The sequence below is a fragment of the Hyphomonas oceanitis genome, assembly GCF_036964545.1.
Classification (GTDB): domain Bacteria; phylum Pseudomonadota; class Alphaproteobacteria; order Caulobacterales; family Hyphomonadaceae; genus Hyphomonas; species Hyphomonas oceanitis.
This window is the reverse complement of the sequence record NZ_JBALTL010000006.1, coordinates 1-14,034: the sequence shown is the minus strand read 5'-3', so window position 1 is coordinate 14,034 and position 14,034 is coordinate 1. Positions and strand designations below refer to the sequence as shown.

Sequence of the window (14,034 nt, the reverse complement as noted above, 5' to 3'; positions counted from 1 at the left end):
CTCAAGGCTCGCATAGTTGCGCGCGGTGGGCGCTGGTGCAGCCGCGACCGAAGATCCTGGATAACGGAATGCGATACGCTTACCCTCTTCTCCCGGCGCTGGCGCAGTGATGCGGGCCGGTGCGCTCAAGCGGGGCTGGCGCGATGCGGGCATAGGCGCGGACTGACCCGTCTGCGGCGCCTGTCCTGCATATACGATTGGTGCAGGGTTGTTCTTACCGGCATATGCGGGTGACGCGACTGCGAGTGCAACGGCACTGGCGATCAGAGCGCTTGTGAGTTTTGTGGCGTGAACCTGTGTCTGGAAACGCATTGCGTTAATTCTACCTCGTTCTGCGGTCACGAAATGGACTGTTCTTCCATTTCTAAGCGGCTGTTCTGCCGCGTTCAGTGATCATGGTTACCAGATCGAGGTGGATGCCCGATGAACCGGGAATGTCGGTTTCGTCAGATTGGGCAATATATCATTAATAGGTTTGGTCGGCATCAACGCGCTCCGGGGCGCATATCAGGACTTGCAAAGCCCCAGCCGATATTCCAAACACGCGTCGCCGGAGGAGTGGCAGAGTGGTTGAATGCGGCGGTCTTGAAAACCGTTGAGCCTTCGCGGGCTCCGGGGGTTCGAATCCCTCCTCCTCCGCCATTGCGCGTTGTTATTATTGGATAATATTTATTGTTATGAATTCTAGTGCACTTTCTAGTGCACAATCGCAAACGAAATGCAGAATATTTGTGTCCGAAGGCCAGTGCTTACGAAAATGACGGACATGATCGATCACGCTGATTCGCTGAATCTCCGGTGGATTTGGAGGTTGTGCCAATTGATAGGGCTAAACTGCTGCCGTGCGTGCCGAACTGCGCATTCACGCAAATATGCAATCTAGTTCGGAGTCAATTTTGGCAGGCAATCCTTGCCGTGAGCTTCGATGTTACAAATGACTGTTACACGGAAACTCCCGTCCCTGCCCTGCTTGACGCTGAACGCGACCTTGTCGCCCTTGGCAAATCCCGCCAGATCAACTCTTGAGAGTGTCTCGAATCCCATTGTCATCGCGCCCATGCCAACACCTTCAATCGGACCATGATCAATTGTCAGGAAGTCACCATCCGGTCCAATCGATATAATCGTACCTTGACCCTCTCCCGATAGCGCTTGTTGCAATGCCGGGTTCTTAGGCTGGCCTGCTCTCGCAGTTTCAGGTCTCGCGGCTGTGGCGTAGTGGTCCGGGGCTTGCCCGCAAGCGACGAGCGTCGATGCCAGCCCACCCAAGATGATGCCCGCCTTCATGCCTTTGATGGTTTTCATGCTATTTCTCCTTCAATCGTTTCGATAGGGTCGGCCGGAACCGTCGAATCCGATCCCGCCCGTGTGGCCAGTTTTCGTCCGACCCAGATGTAGTAAATCACGGGGACGACGATCAACGTGAGAACGGTTGTCGAAACCATGCCGCCGAGCATGGGCAGGGCAATGCGGCGCATCACGTCAGACCCTAACCCTTCCGTCAGGAAGATCGGCGTGAGACCGGCCATAACGACTGTCACCGTCATCAGTTTCGGCCGGACCCGCATGGCCGCGCCATGGCTCACGGCGGCGAACAATTGTGCGCGGCTTTCTGGTCGTTCGAGCCTGACCTGCTGGTCGATATAGAGCAGCATGACAACGGCGGTCTCAACGGCGATGCCACCGAGCGCAATAAAGCCCACGGCGACGGCAACTGACAAATTGTAGCCCGCAAGCCAGACCGCCCAAAGTCCACCAACCAGGCCGAAAGGTAGCGACATCATGATCATGGCGGTGCGATCAAATTTACCGAAATGCAGCATGAGCAAAAGAAAAATCAGACCAACAGCCGCCGGAATAGCAATCTTCAAACGGTCATTGGCAGCCTGCATCTGTTCGTATTGACCAGACCATTCCACGGCGTAGCCCGGAGGCAAATCGACGGAATCGGCCACGGCCTTTCTCGCATCCGAGACGTAGCCGCCAAGATCGCGCCCAGCGATATCGACGAAGACCCATCCTGTCAGCCTTGCATTTTCCGACCGGATCATGGGTGGGCCTTCCGTATAGGCGACGCTGGCAATCTCGCCGAGCGGGATATGGGCACCTTCCGGAGTCGGCACGAGTATATTCTCAAGGTCCGTGCTGGTTTCCCGGAACGCACGATCATAGCGCAGGATAATATCGTAGCGTTCGCGTCCCTGAACGGACTCCGCCAGTTTCATGCCCCCGAGGGCCGTCTGGATGACTGACTGGAAGACACCCATATCGATGTTTCGGCGTGCGAGTTCGGCCCGGTCCGGTGTAATCTCCAGATATCGGCCGCCCAAGACCCGGTCAGCAAAGGCCGACCTTGTGCCGGGCACATTGGACACGGCCGTTTCGATCTCGCGCGTGACGCGGCTTATGTCCTGAAGGCTGTCACCGGTGACCTTCACACCGATCGGTGTGCGCACTCCGGTCGACACCATGTCCATACGGATCTTGATCGGATAGCCCCACGAGTTCACCAGGCCAGGCATCTGGAGCCGGCTGTTCAGCTCGTCGGTAATCCTGTCCGGTGTCATGCCCGGCCGCCATTCGGATTTCGGCTTCAGCTGGATCCATGTTTCGATCATGGTCAGGGGAGCCGGATCGGTTGCGGAATCAGCGCGGCCCGCTTTTCCAAAAACGCGTTCGACTTCCGGAACGGTCGAAATGAGCCGGTTTGTCTGACCGAGGATTTCACGCATCTTGGTTGAGGAGGCGCCGGGCAAGGCTATCGGCATGTAGAGAAGTTCGCCTTCATACAGCGCTGGCATGAATTCTGTACCGAGACGCTGGACCGGCAGAATGACGCTGGCCATGACCAGCAATGCCAGCCCGATCGTCAGCCATTTGAAGCGCAGCGCCGCATGCAGTATCGGTTTGTACAGCCAGATGAAGAACCGGTTGAGCGGGTTGGCGCTTTCCGGTTTCATGCGTCCGCGCAGGAGCCAGACCATCAGGACCGGCACGACGGTTACCGACAGAACTGCGCCGAATGCCATGGCATAGGTCTTCGTGAACGCAAGGGGCGAAAAGAGACGATAGCTTTCTCCCGTAAGCGCGAAGACTGGCAGGAAGGAAACCGCAATGATCAGCAAGGAGAAGAACAGCCCGGGTCCGACCTCCTGGGCCGCGTGGACCAGGGCTGCTCTTCGCACTTTTGGCGTAGCCGTGTCACCGAGTTCCGACATCTTCCGGCTGGCATTCTCGACCATGACGATTGAGGCATCGACCATGGCGCCGATCGCGATGGCGATCCCGCCAAGCGACATGATATTGGCCGTCACACCCTGCCCCGACATGATCAGGAAGGCCCCGAGCACACCGAGCGGTATCGTAATGATGGCGACGAACGCTGCACGGAAGTGAAGGAGGAATATGAAGACGACCAGCGCAACCACGATTCCCTCTTCCAGTAGTTTTCCCTTGAGATACTCAACGGCGCCTTCGATCAGCGGCGCCCTGTCATAGACGGTGACAATCTCCACCCCTTCTGGAAGGCCGCGCTGCAGCTCTGCCAGTTTGGCCTTCACGCGCCTGATGACATCGAGCGCATTCTCGCCATCGCGCATCACAATAATGCCGGCGACTGTCTCGCCTTCGCCATTCAGTTCGACCACACCGCGACGCAGGGCCGGTCCTTCAACAATCCGCGCAAGATCGCCCAGTGTCACCGGCGCGCCATCCTCGGCCTTGACCACGACCTGTTGCAGGTCCGCACTGCGCTCGACATAGCCGGAGGACCGGATAACGAATTCGGTTTCGCCTTGCTCGAGCACCCGCCCGCCAACCTCGCCGCTCGCAGACCTTACCGCTTCAGCCACGCGCCGGATCGGAACATTGAACGCGCGCAACCGGTTCGGGTCGACCAGAACCTGAAACTCCCGGACGAAGCCGCCGACGGAAGCGACTTCCGCAACGCCCTCGACGCCTGACAGTTCCAGTTTGAGGAACCAGTCCTGCAGGGAGCGCAATTCGGCAAGGTCGGTCCCCCCCGTCTTGTCGACCAGTGCGTATTGGTAGATCCAGCCGACTCCTGTCGCGTCTGGTCCGATCTGCGGCGTCGCGCCTGCAGGCAGTTCCGACCCGAGCCTCGAGAGGGCCTCAACCACGCGCGACCTTGCCCAATAGAGGTCCACATCGTCTTCGAAGATGACATAGATGAAGCTGGTTCCGAACATCGACGCCCCGCGCACATCCTTCGTCCTGGGCAGGCCAAGCAGGCTGGTTGACAGGGGATAGGTCACCAGGTCTTCGACAATTTGCGGCGACTGGCCCGGAAAGTCCGTCCGGATAATGACCTGCGTATCCGTCAGGTCCGGAATGGCATCAAGCGGGGTGTTCTGGATCGCGAGCCAGCCAGCAACCGCAAGCGCAACCGCAAGCGTCATCACAATCAGCTGGTTGGCAACAGACCAGGAAATAAGTCTCGCGATAGAAGACTGCGACGGGTCGCGGCCAGCAAGGTCTTGATCGGAAGACGCGCTCATTGTGGCACCTCCGACATGTCGCTCATATTCATGTTCATGGGATCAGGCCACGCGATCTTCTCTGCCTGGGCTGTCCCATACGGATTGGTCGGCTCGCTCCCTTGCTGCAGCCAGGCGCGCCCGGTTTCTGTCTCACGATAGAATGCAAGACCTGCGTCTCGGTAATGGGCGGGCGCGCCTTCCATGAGCCAGGGGTCAAGCGCAGTCATCAGGGCTGCCAGGGCATTGCGTGTTGTCACCTCATCCGTGGCGTCGGTGGTCGACATCAGCGCAGTTACGGCGCCCTCGAGGACAGGCGCCAGCCTCGTGCCGCTGAAACGTACGCCAAGCGCGTCGCCGGTCTGAATCGCCGGCGCGAGAAAAGTCGGATCGATCTGGTACCCTTCTGTCAGCGCCTCGTAAAAATACAGGGCCATGTCCGTCAGATGGTCGATCTCGGCCAGTGTTCCGGAATCGGTGACGAGTTCGTCAAGTGGCGTGTCCGGATTCCCTCCGGCGGTTGGTCCGCTAAGTTTTGCCAGCCCTTCGCGGAGGCTGACTTCGGAATCGAGCAGGAACTGGCCGCTGGCAACCACCTCTTCATCGGCCCTGACGCCTTGCAGGATTTCCGTCAGCCCCTGGGCGGACACACCGGTTTGAACAGCCCTCGCGTCGAATTTGCCATCGCCCAGCGCGACAACAACATGCGCGCCGGAACTGTCACGCAGCACCGCTTCGCTCGGAACCGAGAGGCGCGCTTCGCCGCCAAGGTCGAACGATATATCGGCATAGGCGCCCGGCCGGAGCGCACCGGATGCGTTGTCGACGAGAATACGCACCTGCGCCGTACGCGTCTTCGGATCGATTGTCGGATAGATATAGTCGACTTGACCCTTCCCTGCCGCCTCCGGTGCACTTGGGATGGAGAGAGATACCGGCAGCCCCGTGTCGATGAAGGGCAGATCCTTCTCTGCGACGGAAGCAATGACCCAGACATCGCTGTATGACTGGAGGCGCAGGACCGGTGTGCCCGGTTTGACATAATCGCCTTCGCGAATGTCGAGAGATTTCACGATCCCACCTGTTTCGGCATAGACCGGGACGCGTTCAATGAGCTGACCGGTGCTGGCCAGCTGGGCGATTGTGGCGGGTTGCATGCCAAGTGAACGAAGGCGCTGGCGAACGGAAGCGATCCGGGCGTCATTGCCAATCTTGACCGATGCCAGGTAGTCCTTTTGTGCGGCAATCAGGTCGGGACTGTAGATACGGTACAGCAAGGCACCGGGACGAACCGCATCGCCTTCCGCCCGCACAGTGAGGCTTTCGATCCAGCCTTCAAGCCGAGAGGTCGACGCAGATTCCGTTCGCTCGTTCGATTGTACGTTTCCATATGCGCGTACCGTCCGACCAAATGACGCATACTGGGCGCGCGCCGTTCGAACACCCATTGTCTGCAACATTTCGGACGGCACGGTGATACCGCTGCCAGCGGCTGGTTCGTCATAGACTGGGATATAGTCCATCCCCATCGAATCCTTCTTGGGAACCGGTGACGTGTCAGCCAGGCCCATCGGATTCTTGTAGTAAAGGACGTCCCCCTTGCCCTTGCCTGCTGTGGGCGTTGCCTTGGCAGGTATGAGATCCATGCCGCAGATCGGACAGGTCCCGTCAGCGTCGGTCGATATATAGTGCGGATGCATTGGGCAGGTGTAGGACTGCACCTCCCCGCCGGAATCGGCTGACACATCCGCCCCACGCATCGTTGCCGCATTGGGGTCAGCGCCGCCACAAGCGGCCAGCAAAAGAGTCAAGGCGAGCAAACTTGTTACAATTGTATTTTTCATGATGTCACCAGAAGGGCATTGAGGCGCTCGGTCGCGCCGTCGCGGCGCGCCGCTTCGGCAGCGGTTTGCGACTGAAGGAGCAGGATAGCGAGTTCGCCATCGATGATCGGGGAATAGTCTCCGGCGCCGGACTCATACACAGTGAGCAAGGCGTCTCGCTGGTCCTCAAGAGAATGGATCTTCTGCTTGAGCACCGCCAGCGATTCGACGGCTGCACGCCGTGTCGCCAGGTAACCCGCATAGTCGGATGCCGCGCGCCTCGCGGCCGCCATGGACAGGGCACGTGCCGCGCTACGGTCGGCTTTGGCCGCGCGCAGCCGGGGCGCCTGGCTCTTCTCAGCCCAGATGGGAACAGTGAATGTCACCATGCCCGAGACCCAGTCATCGCCAGCAAAGGTGGATCCCATGCCTCCGCGCCCGTTTTCACGTTGCTGATAGGTTAGCTGCACGCCCCATTCTGGTTTATATGCGGCGGCCGCCTGATCGACGCCGGCGTCGGCAACGCCGACAGACGCCTGCGCGATACGAACAGCGTGAAAGGCGCCGGCCTCCCCCGTCCATTCAGCGACGACCGGCATAGGCGCATCTGTATCAGGTACCGCGCCGATTAGGTCGACTAGCCTGGCATCGATATCTGCGTTCTCGGCGTCGAGCTCTGCGAGCGCGCGATCAATATCAGCCCGCTCAACATCGACTTGTGCCAGCCGGAACAGAGCCGGGCGGCCCGCATCGATCTCGTTCTGTATGACGTCCGTCAATTCGGCATATTTTTCGCGCCGGGCCAGCGCGAGGCGGCGTTGTTCCCGGATACGCGCGCGTTCGATCAGCGAAATGCGCAGCTCCGCGCGCAACTGGGCATATTGCCAATCGCGCGCCGCATCGGTCTGGGCGGCGCGATTATTCGCTCCCGATGACTGGGCGTTTCGCAAGGCAGCAGACGGAAACTGCTGGCGTACCCCTACAGCCTTGTTGGTTGGCAGGAACCTGTCGAATACCGGATCGAAAACGGGCAAATTGTTGATGCCGAGCGATATGACCGGATCGGGTAGCGCGTGAGCAGCCGTGGCGCGTTCGCGGTCTGCGTCCGAACGGTATTGCAGGGCGTCCAGCGCGGGATGGCGCGCGAGCTCTGCCTCCAGCTGATCGAGACTTTGGGCGCGAGCACCCGAGAAAGTTGAAGATGCGAATCCGGCGACCGCTGCGAGCAGCCAGACGCGTGATGGGTGAGTGAACATGGGTCTTTCCTGGATTTGAATCAGAAGAACAAGGCAACCGCCCGCGAGCCTTCAGGCGCGCGGCAGAGCGATTGTTGTGCTGATCAGATCAGGAAACGTTGTTTCAGGACGAGAGGTGTCTGCGGGCGGGGTTTGTATGTTCCTGCCGGCGGACCGGTTGAGAACCCCTTGATAAGGACTTCTTCCACCGAAAATTGCACCGCCGGAATCGCGATCAAATTCGCTTCATCGGGCAGCGGAGAGACGGTGGGCGCGGGTGAAACCTGATTGATTGCGATAATGCTGCAATCATTTCGTTTAGGGCACGACTCTTCCATCGAATCGGGTCCGGAAGCATCGCGATGAACATCTTCAATGCCAGGGGCTGCCTGAACACTCTTCGACACAAGCATCGCCTCGATGCCGTCGCCACGATTCTGGACATCCAAGGCCATCACCGGGCAGGCGACCAGTGCAGCCGCGACAAGCGCGAGGAAGAGGCGACAGATGCCGATCATTCGATCCCTATGCACACATCAAAATTAATATTCCAATAGTCCGACATGGTAAATCAAGGAGTTGTGATCGCGCTGCCGTAAGACTCGCGATATATTTACGGGCGACCGGATAGCGCTAAATGCCTGCCGGACTAGTAAGCCACCACCAGCCCTGTTGCGTTAAAGTCCTCAAGAGCGTGACATTTCTTAGTGATTTTTGAAGAATTGACTGTTATGGCGCATCACATGCGTTTGTTCGGCGTCATCTTCAATATCAGACTTTGGCTCGCGACTTGTCTGGTCGCGACCATGTTGATTGGCCCTGCGTCGGCGGATGTACATGCGATTGATCCTGAGACGATAGTCTGTCAGGCTTTGGATGACCAGGGCGTCGAAACGAGCACAGAACGCACGAAAGACGGACAGTCGAGCCCGGATCATGATCATCATGTAGATGCATGCGGGAGTTGTCATTTCCATCTGGCCGGGTCCTTTCATACCAGCTCCGTATCTCGCATAATTCCTGACGCTTCCGTGTGGCCAGGCATAAACGCGACCGCGCCTCGCGCCGGTCCCTTCGGCCTCTACCGCCCTCCCCGTGTCTGATCTGACGCCATAGCCACGGCTCTGCCGTCGGCATATTTCAGGTCATCACGAGGAAATTAACTCAATGAATACATTGAAGCAGGGTGCATGTTGTGCCCTGATCGCAGCTGTCCTTGCGGGCACTGCGGTCGCGGCTCCGTGCAGCCGACCAATGGTCGCTGTCTCCGCAATCGAGGCAGGTGCCCCCTTAACATTGGACGCCGTACTGGCAGAAGTCCGCAATGCTTCCCCGGAAGTGCGCAAGGCCGCACTGGAAACACGCGCTCGCCAGGCGGACGCAGATCAGGCCGGTCGCTGGCTCAATCCGTCGATTGGATTGGAACTAGAAAACTTCTCGGGCTCCGGGCCACTCGCTGGCTTTGATCAAACCGAGACAACATTTTCGATTGCCCAGACATTCCAGCTGGGCGGCAAGCGAACAAAACGTCAGCGCGCTGCGCGTGCCAGTGCCGCGCTTGCAACGGCAGAATGCGGCGCCATCCTGCGTGAAACAGAACTGGAGGCGGTGACGCTCTTCTATGAACTGGACGCGGCCGCCCAGCTCGTCCGTCTCGCCGATCAATCGGCCGAACTGGCGGACACGCTCAGCGAAACCGTTGGCAAGCGAGTGGATGCAGGCGCGGCCGCGCCACCGGAACTTTCCCGGGCGAAAGCCGATGCTGCAGCCTTGCGCGCAGTGGCCGCACAGACACGCGGTGACATGGAATCCCTTCGCTACGATCTCAGCGCATTGTGGGGAAGCGCCGACCCGGTCTTCGAGGCACCCGTCCAGCCAATGACGGCGCCCGCCGACCCCGGTCCTGCCAACCTGGGCCAACACCCCGCCATCAAAGTAGCCGAAGCGGGCATCGTCGCCCGGCAGGCAGAGCAGGATCTGGCGCGCGCGCAAGGGATTCCTGATCTTACGCTAAGTGCCGGCATGCGGCAGTTTGAACAAACGGGCGATACCGCCTTCCTTCTGGGCGTCAGCGTTCCTGTCCCATTGTTTGACCGCAACCGGGACGCAACCCGCGCCGCGGGTTACAGAACCGATGCCGGTCGCGCCGACCGGGCGGCTGTGGAGGCAAGATTGCTTGCCAGCCAACGTGCGTCAGTCGCTCAGGTCCGCGCGGCCCAGGAACGCCTGGCCCTCCTTGAAAACGATGCCCTGCCCTCTGCCAGGGCGGCCTATGAAGCATCCGTCCAGGGCTATGCCGCAGGCAAGTTCGATCTCACTTCGACCCTCGATGCCCGTAAGGGCCTGATCGAATCCGGCGTGGCCGTGATCGATGCCGCCCGCGCCCTGAATACCGAAAACATGCGCCTGCGAAGCCTGATTGGCGCCCCCCCCTTTAATGGAGACATCCAATGAAACAGTCCCTGATCCTGACAACAGCCCTACTGAGTTTGACAGCCCTGCTGTCGGCCTGTGGCGAGACTTCAGCGGCAGACGGCAAAACCAGCGCCGTCGCTTCGGCCGTAAATGACACGCACGGGAACACCCCGTATGAGGCATTCTCAGCTGCCGACAAGGAGAAGGACTCCGAAGGAAACGATACTCACGACGAACACGGCGAAGACGAAGGCGATGTCGTCAATCTGACCGAAGCAGAAGCACGCGAAGCGGGCATTGAACTCAGTGAGGCGAAAATGGCCGAAATGGGCCAGTCACTCAGCCTTCCAGCAGAAATAATGTTCGACGCAGACAGGGTCGCGAATGTCTCACCAAAGGTCAGCGGCGTTGTCGCAAAGCTCTACGCCAGCGAAGGCGATCACGTGAAGCGAGGCGAGACTCTGGCGCTGATCTCCAGCCGCGATCTCGCCGGCCTGAAAGCGACCTGGCAGAAGGGTGAAACCAGAAAAGCCCTTGCCGCTCAGGCCCTCGCGCGCGAGGAACAGCTCTGGGCCGACAAGGTCACCTCTGAAGCCGACGTTCAGACCGCACGTGCGGAATTTGAAGCCGCAAAAGCCGTAAGTGATGCAGCCGAAAATGAGCTACACGCAGCAGGTGTCAGTCATGAAGCGCTGGAAAACGTCGCGACAGCAAGAGATGGCGACAATGCCAATTCCTACCTGACTGCGCCGATCGCTGGAACGATTGTGCGGCGCGCAGTGACTCTTGGCGAGACTGTTGCCGCGGGAGACGCCGGCGCCGACACGCTCTTCACGATCGCGGATGACAGCGTGGTCTGGGCAGACATCGCCGTCTACAAACAGGACATTGGTCGTATACGTATTGGCGCACCTGTCGCGCTGAAGACCGACGCAGGAAATGTCCTGGCGCTATCGACTGTCGCTTTCGTGCTTCCCGTCATCAATGAAACCTCTCGCACCGCGACGGCACGGGTGATTGTGGCCAATACCGATGGCAGTCTGACGCCCGGCCAGTTTGTGACGGCCGATCTCAGTGTCGGCAATGCAAGCCCCGTGGTGCGGGTCCCGCAAACAGCCGTCCAGATTGTCGAGGACAAACCGTCGATCTTTGTTCCCGTTGAAGGCGGTTTCGCACCCAGGCCAGTGATGATCGGTGCAACGGCCGGCGGCTTTGTCGAAATTCGTTCGGGCCTGGCGGTCGGCGAGACCTTTGTCTCGCAAGGGGGTTTCACCCTCAAGGCCCAGCTTGAAAAAGACGCCTTTGGCGATGGACACGGACACTAGGACCAACAGACATGATCAATTTTATGCACCGTATCGCCGGGGGCCGTCTCCTGGCAGCCATCGCGGCACTCGCCATGACGCTTGGCGGCCTGTTCGCCTTCCGGGCCCTGCCCGTGGATGCCTTTCCGGACGTCACCCCCTCCCTGGTTCAGGTCTTTACCGAAACCGAAGGCCTCGCCCCGGAAGAGGTCGAACGCTATGTCACCTATCCGATTGAAACGGCCATGTCCGGCCTCCCGAAACTCAAGAGCATGCGCTCAGTCTCGAATTTCGGCCTGTCCGTGGTCAACATCTATTTCGAAGACGGGACGGACGTCTATTTTGCCCGCCAGGTCGTCGGTGAACGTCTCGCTGAGGCGCGCGGCAACATTCCGGACGGGTTTGGTGACCCACAAATGGGACCCATATCGACGGGCCTGGGCATCATTCTCTACTTCAGACTGGATGACACCAGCGGGACGCGGGATCTCGTCGAAATGCGCGAGATCCAGGACTGGATCATCAAGTATCAGCTGCAGACCGTTCCGGGCGTCACCGAAGTGCTCTCGCTTGGCGGCTTCGAAAAGCAATACCAGGTCCGCCTCGATCCGGATGCATTGCTCGCCTATGATATCCAGATTGGCGACGTGATTGGCGCGCTGGAGCGCGGCAACAAGACGGAAGGCGCGCAATTCCTCGAAATTGGCGCGGAGCAGTACACCGTGCGCGGCGTCGGACTGGCCCGGTCGGTCGATGACCTTGCCGAAATCGTTGTCAATGTTGATGACGGACGCCCCGTCCGCGTCCGCGACCTGGGCGAAATCGTCATCGGCGGCGGCGTCCGCCAGGGACTTGCCACGGCAAATGGTCAAGGCGAAGTCGTCGCCGGCCTCGTGCTGAAGCTCTACGGCACCAACACGTCTGACGTAATCGCCCGCGTGCAGAAGCGCTTTGAAGAAATCAACGCAAGCCTGCCCGAAGGCGTGACGGCGGTTCCCTATTATGACCAGGGTACACTCGTGAACAAGGCTTCTGCAACGGTGACGACCGCGCTCTGGCAGGGCGGTCTGCTTGTGGCGCTAGTTGTCTTCGTCTTTCTGGGCGGGTGGCGGCCAAGCCTCGTCGTCGTTCTCTCGATTCCCTTCTCTGTCGGCTTTGCATTCATCGCGATGAACGTGCTCGGCATCAGTGCCAATCTGATGTCGCTGGGCGGTGTCGCCATTGCCATCGGGATGATGGTCGATGGCGCGATCGTCATCGCGGAAAATGTCGATCGGAGTCTCCGGGAAAGCGCAGGCACGGAAGATCAGCGCAGCGTCGTTGCACGCTCGACTGCCGAGGTCATTGCGCCCCTGGTTGCCGCTGTCGCAGTGGTCATCGTTGTCTTCCTGCCGCTGTTTTCGCTGCAAGGCGTTGAGGGCAAGACGTTCCGTCCACTCGCCGCATCTGCTGCGCTTGCGATGACCGGTTCGCTTTTTTACGCAGCGCTGATTGCGCCGTCCCTTGCAAATGGCCTGATGCGTCGCGGAAAGGCAAAGAACGAAGAAAAGCCTGACCTTATCGCCCGCTATGTCAGCTCACTTGCTGGCTTTTTCGTCAGGCAACGCATGGCAGCCATTGTGATGGCTGCTGTGCTTCTTGTTGCAGGTGGGCTCGCCGGCTCGCGGCTTGGGTCGGAATTTACACCCTCGCTCGAAGAAGGTGACATTCTGTTGCGGGTCACGATGGCCCCATCGATCTCGTTGACAGAAGCCACCGCAACGACAACGCGGGTCGAAAAACGGCTGCTGGATGCGTTTCCAGAGATCAAGTCGATCGTCACGCGTATCGGGCGCGGCGAAGTCGGCGCGCATGCGGACCCGACCAATAGCGCGGAAGCCTTCGTCGAACTGCAACCGCGCGATCAGTGGCGCGAAGGGATGTCTCCCGAGGACTTGCGTACGGCCATCTCGGAAAACCTGGAATCGGTGCCAGGTATCGTTGCAAGCATCGGGCAGCCGATTGCCATGGCCGTGGATGAGCTCATCACCGGAACACGTGCTGAGCTGGCGGTAAAGATCTTCGGGCCAGACTCGGAAATCCTTCTCGACAGGTCGCAGGTGCTACAGACACTCCTGCAGCAAGTTGACGGCGCTGCTGAAGTCCAGGCCGACCAGATCACCGGCGCACCGCAACTCGTGGTGACGGTGGATCGGGCCGCCCTTGGCCGTTACGGTCTCGACGTCGAAGACGCACTGGATGCGCTTCGCGCCTCCGTCGGCGGCGCCGAAGCCGGTGCCTTGTTCGAAGGTGTTCGCCAGTTCCCAATCGTCGTGCGCCTGCATGAAGAAAACCGGGATACGCCCGAAGCGATCAGCCGTATCGTGCTGGAATCACCATCGGGCGCACGGGTACCTCTCGAAACAGTCGCCAGAATCGAGACGATCATCGGACCGCGCCAGATCACACGCGAGAATGGAGAACGCTTTATCACGGTCCAGTCGAACGTGAGGGGGCGTGATATTGGTTCCTTTGTCGAGGAAGCCCAGGCGCTGACGGATGCCCAATTGGAGTTGCCTCCCGGTTACCGCCTTGTCTGGGGTGGCCAGTTCGAACTTCAGCAACAGGCGAACGCCCGTTTTGCCGTGGTCATCCCGATCACGCTCGGTATCGTACTGTTGATCCTGTTGATAACGTTCGGCCGGTTGAAGTCGTCGGTCCTCATCCTGCTGAATATCCCGCTGGCCCTGACGGGGGGCGCACTGGCGCTCTGGATAACCGG

The 14,034-nt window shown here is 59.7% G+C and carries 9 protein-coding genes and 1 tRNA gene; 4 read left to right on the top strand and 6 right to left on the bottom strand.

Going from position 1 to position 14,034, the window contains the following annotated elements:
- Window positions 1-552 precede the first annotated feature (552 nt).
- Window positions 553-642 (top strand) — tRNA-Ser (locus tag V7651_RS15600).
- Window positions 643-879: 237 nt separating this feature from the next.
- Here V7651_RS15600 and V7651_RS15595 read toward each other — a convergent pair.
- From V7651_RS15595 to V7651_RS15570, 6 genes are all read right to left on the bottom strand, one after another.
- Window positions 880-1,305 carry a copper-binding protein gene (locus tag V7651_RS15595; protein ID WP_335590909.1) on the bottom strand — a complete coding sequence of 142 codons (426 nt, stop codon included), beginning with the start codon at window positions 1,303-1,305 and terminating at the stop codon, window positions 880-882.
- Window positions 1,302-4,517, bottom strand: coding sequence for an efflux RND transporter permease subunit (locus V7651_RS15590; protein ID WP_051615576.1), 3,216 nt, complete (start codon window positions 4,515-4,517; stop codon window positions 1,302-1,304). The genes V7651_RS15595 and V7651_RS15590 overlap by 4 nt, the downstream gene beginning before the upstream one ends.
- Window positions 4,514-6,340 (bottom strand): efflux RND transporter periplasmic adaptor subunit, encoded by a 1,827-nt coding sequence (locus tag V7651_RS15585; protein WP_034742946.1) that lies wholly within the window; start codon window positions 6,338-6,340, stop codon window positions 4,514-4,516. The genes V7651_RS15590 and V7651_RS15585 overlap by 4 nt, the downstream gene beginning before the upstream one ends.
- Window positions 6,337-7,575: a TolC family protein gene (locus V7651_RS15580; protein WP_034742943.1), complete on the bottom strand. Its 1,239-nt coding sequence runs from the start codon at window positions 7,573-7,575 to the stop codon at window positions 6,337-6,339. The genes V7651_RS15585 and V7651_RS15580 overlap by 4 nt, the downstream gene beginning before the upstream one ends.
- An 83-nt stretch (window positions 7,576-7,658) precedes the next feature.
- Window positions 7,659-8,072, bottom strand: a complete 414-nt coding sequence (locus V7651_RS15575; protein ID WP_034742939.1) for a hypothetical protein — start codon at window positions 8,070-8,072, stop codon at window positions 7,659-7,661.
- Between the two features lie 186 nt (window positions 8,073-8,258).
- Window positions 8,259-8,549, bottom strand: a complete 291-nt coding sequence (locus tag V7651_RS15570; RefSeq protein WP_045699909.1) for a hypothetical protein — start codon at window positions 8,547-8,549, stop codon at window positions 8,259-8,261.
- Window positions 8,550-8,850: 301 nt separating this feature from the next.
- Between V7651_RS15570 and V7651_RS15565 the strand changes: the two genes are divergently transcribed.
- From V7651_RS15565 to V7651_RS15555, 3 genes are all read left to right on the top strand, one after another.
- Window positions 8,851-10,008, top strand: coding sequence for a TolC family protein (locus V7651_RS15565; protein WP_335613700.1), 1,158 nt, complete (start codon window positions 8,851-8,853; stop codon window positions 10,006-10,008).
- A complete protein-coding gene (locus tag V7651_RS15560; protein WP_335613699.1) occupies window positions 10,005-11,294 on the top strand; it encodes an efflux RND transporter periplasmic adaptor subunit in 1,290 nt (429 codons plus the stop codon). The genes V7651_RS15565 and V7651_RS15560 overlap by 4 nt, the downstream gene beginning before the upstream one ends.
- 11 nt (window positions 11,295-11,305) lie before the next feature.
- A partial coding sequence (locus tag V7651_RS15555) for an efflux RND transporter permease subunit (protein ID WP_335613698.1) occupies window positions 11,306-14,034 on the top strand: 2,729 nt, incomplete at its 3' end.

Coding starts and splice junctions, on each gene's coding strand:
- V7651_RS15585 (WP_034742946.1), bottom strand. CDS start 6,340: ATGAAAAATACAATTGTAACAAGTTTGCTCGCCTTGACTCTTTTGCTG.
- V7651_RS15575 (WP_034742939.1), bottom strand. CDS start 8,072: ATGATCGGCATCTGTCGCCTCTTCCTCGCGCTTGTCGCGGCTGCACTG.
- V7651_RS15590 (WP_051615576.1), bottom strand. CDS start 4,517: ATGAGCGCGTCTTCCGATCAAGACCTTGCTGGCCGCGACCCGTCGCAG.
- V7651_RS15560 (WP_335613699.1), top strand. CDS start 10,005: ATGAAACAGTCCCTGATCCTGACAACAGCCCTACTGAGTTTGACAGCC.
- V7651_RS15570 (WP_045699909.1), bottom strand. CDS start 8,549: ATGAAAGGACCCGGCCAGATGGAAATGACAACTCCCGCATGCATCTAC.
- V7651_RS15595 (WP_335590909.1), bottom strand. CDS start 1,305: ATGAAAACCATCAAAGGCATGAAGGCGGGCATCATCTTGGGTGGGCTG.
- V7651_RS15580 (WP_034742943.1), bottom strand. CDS start 7,575: ATGTTCACTCACCCATCACGCGTCTGGCTGCTCGCAGCGGTCGCCGGA.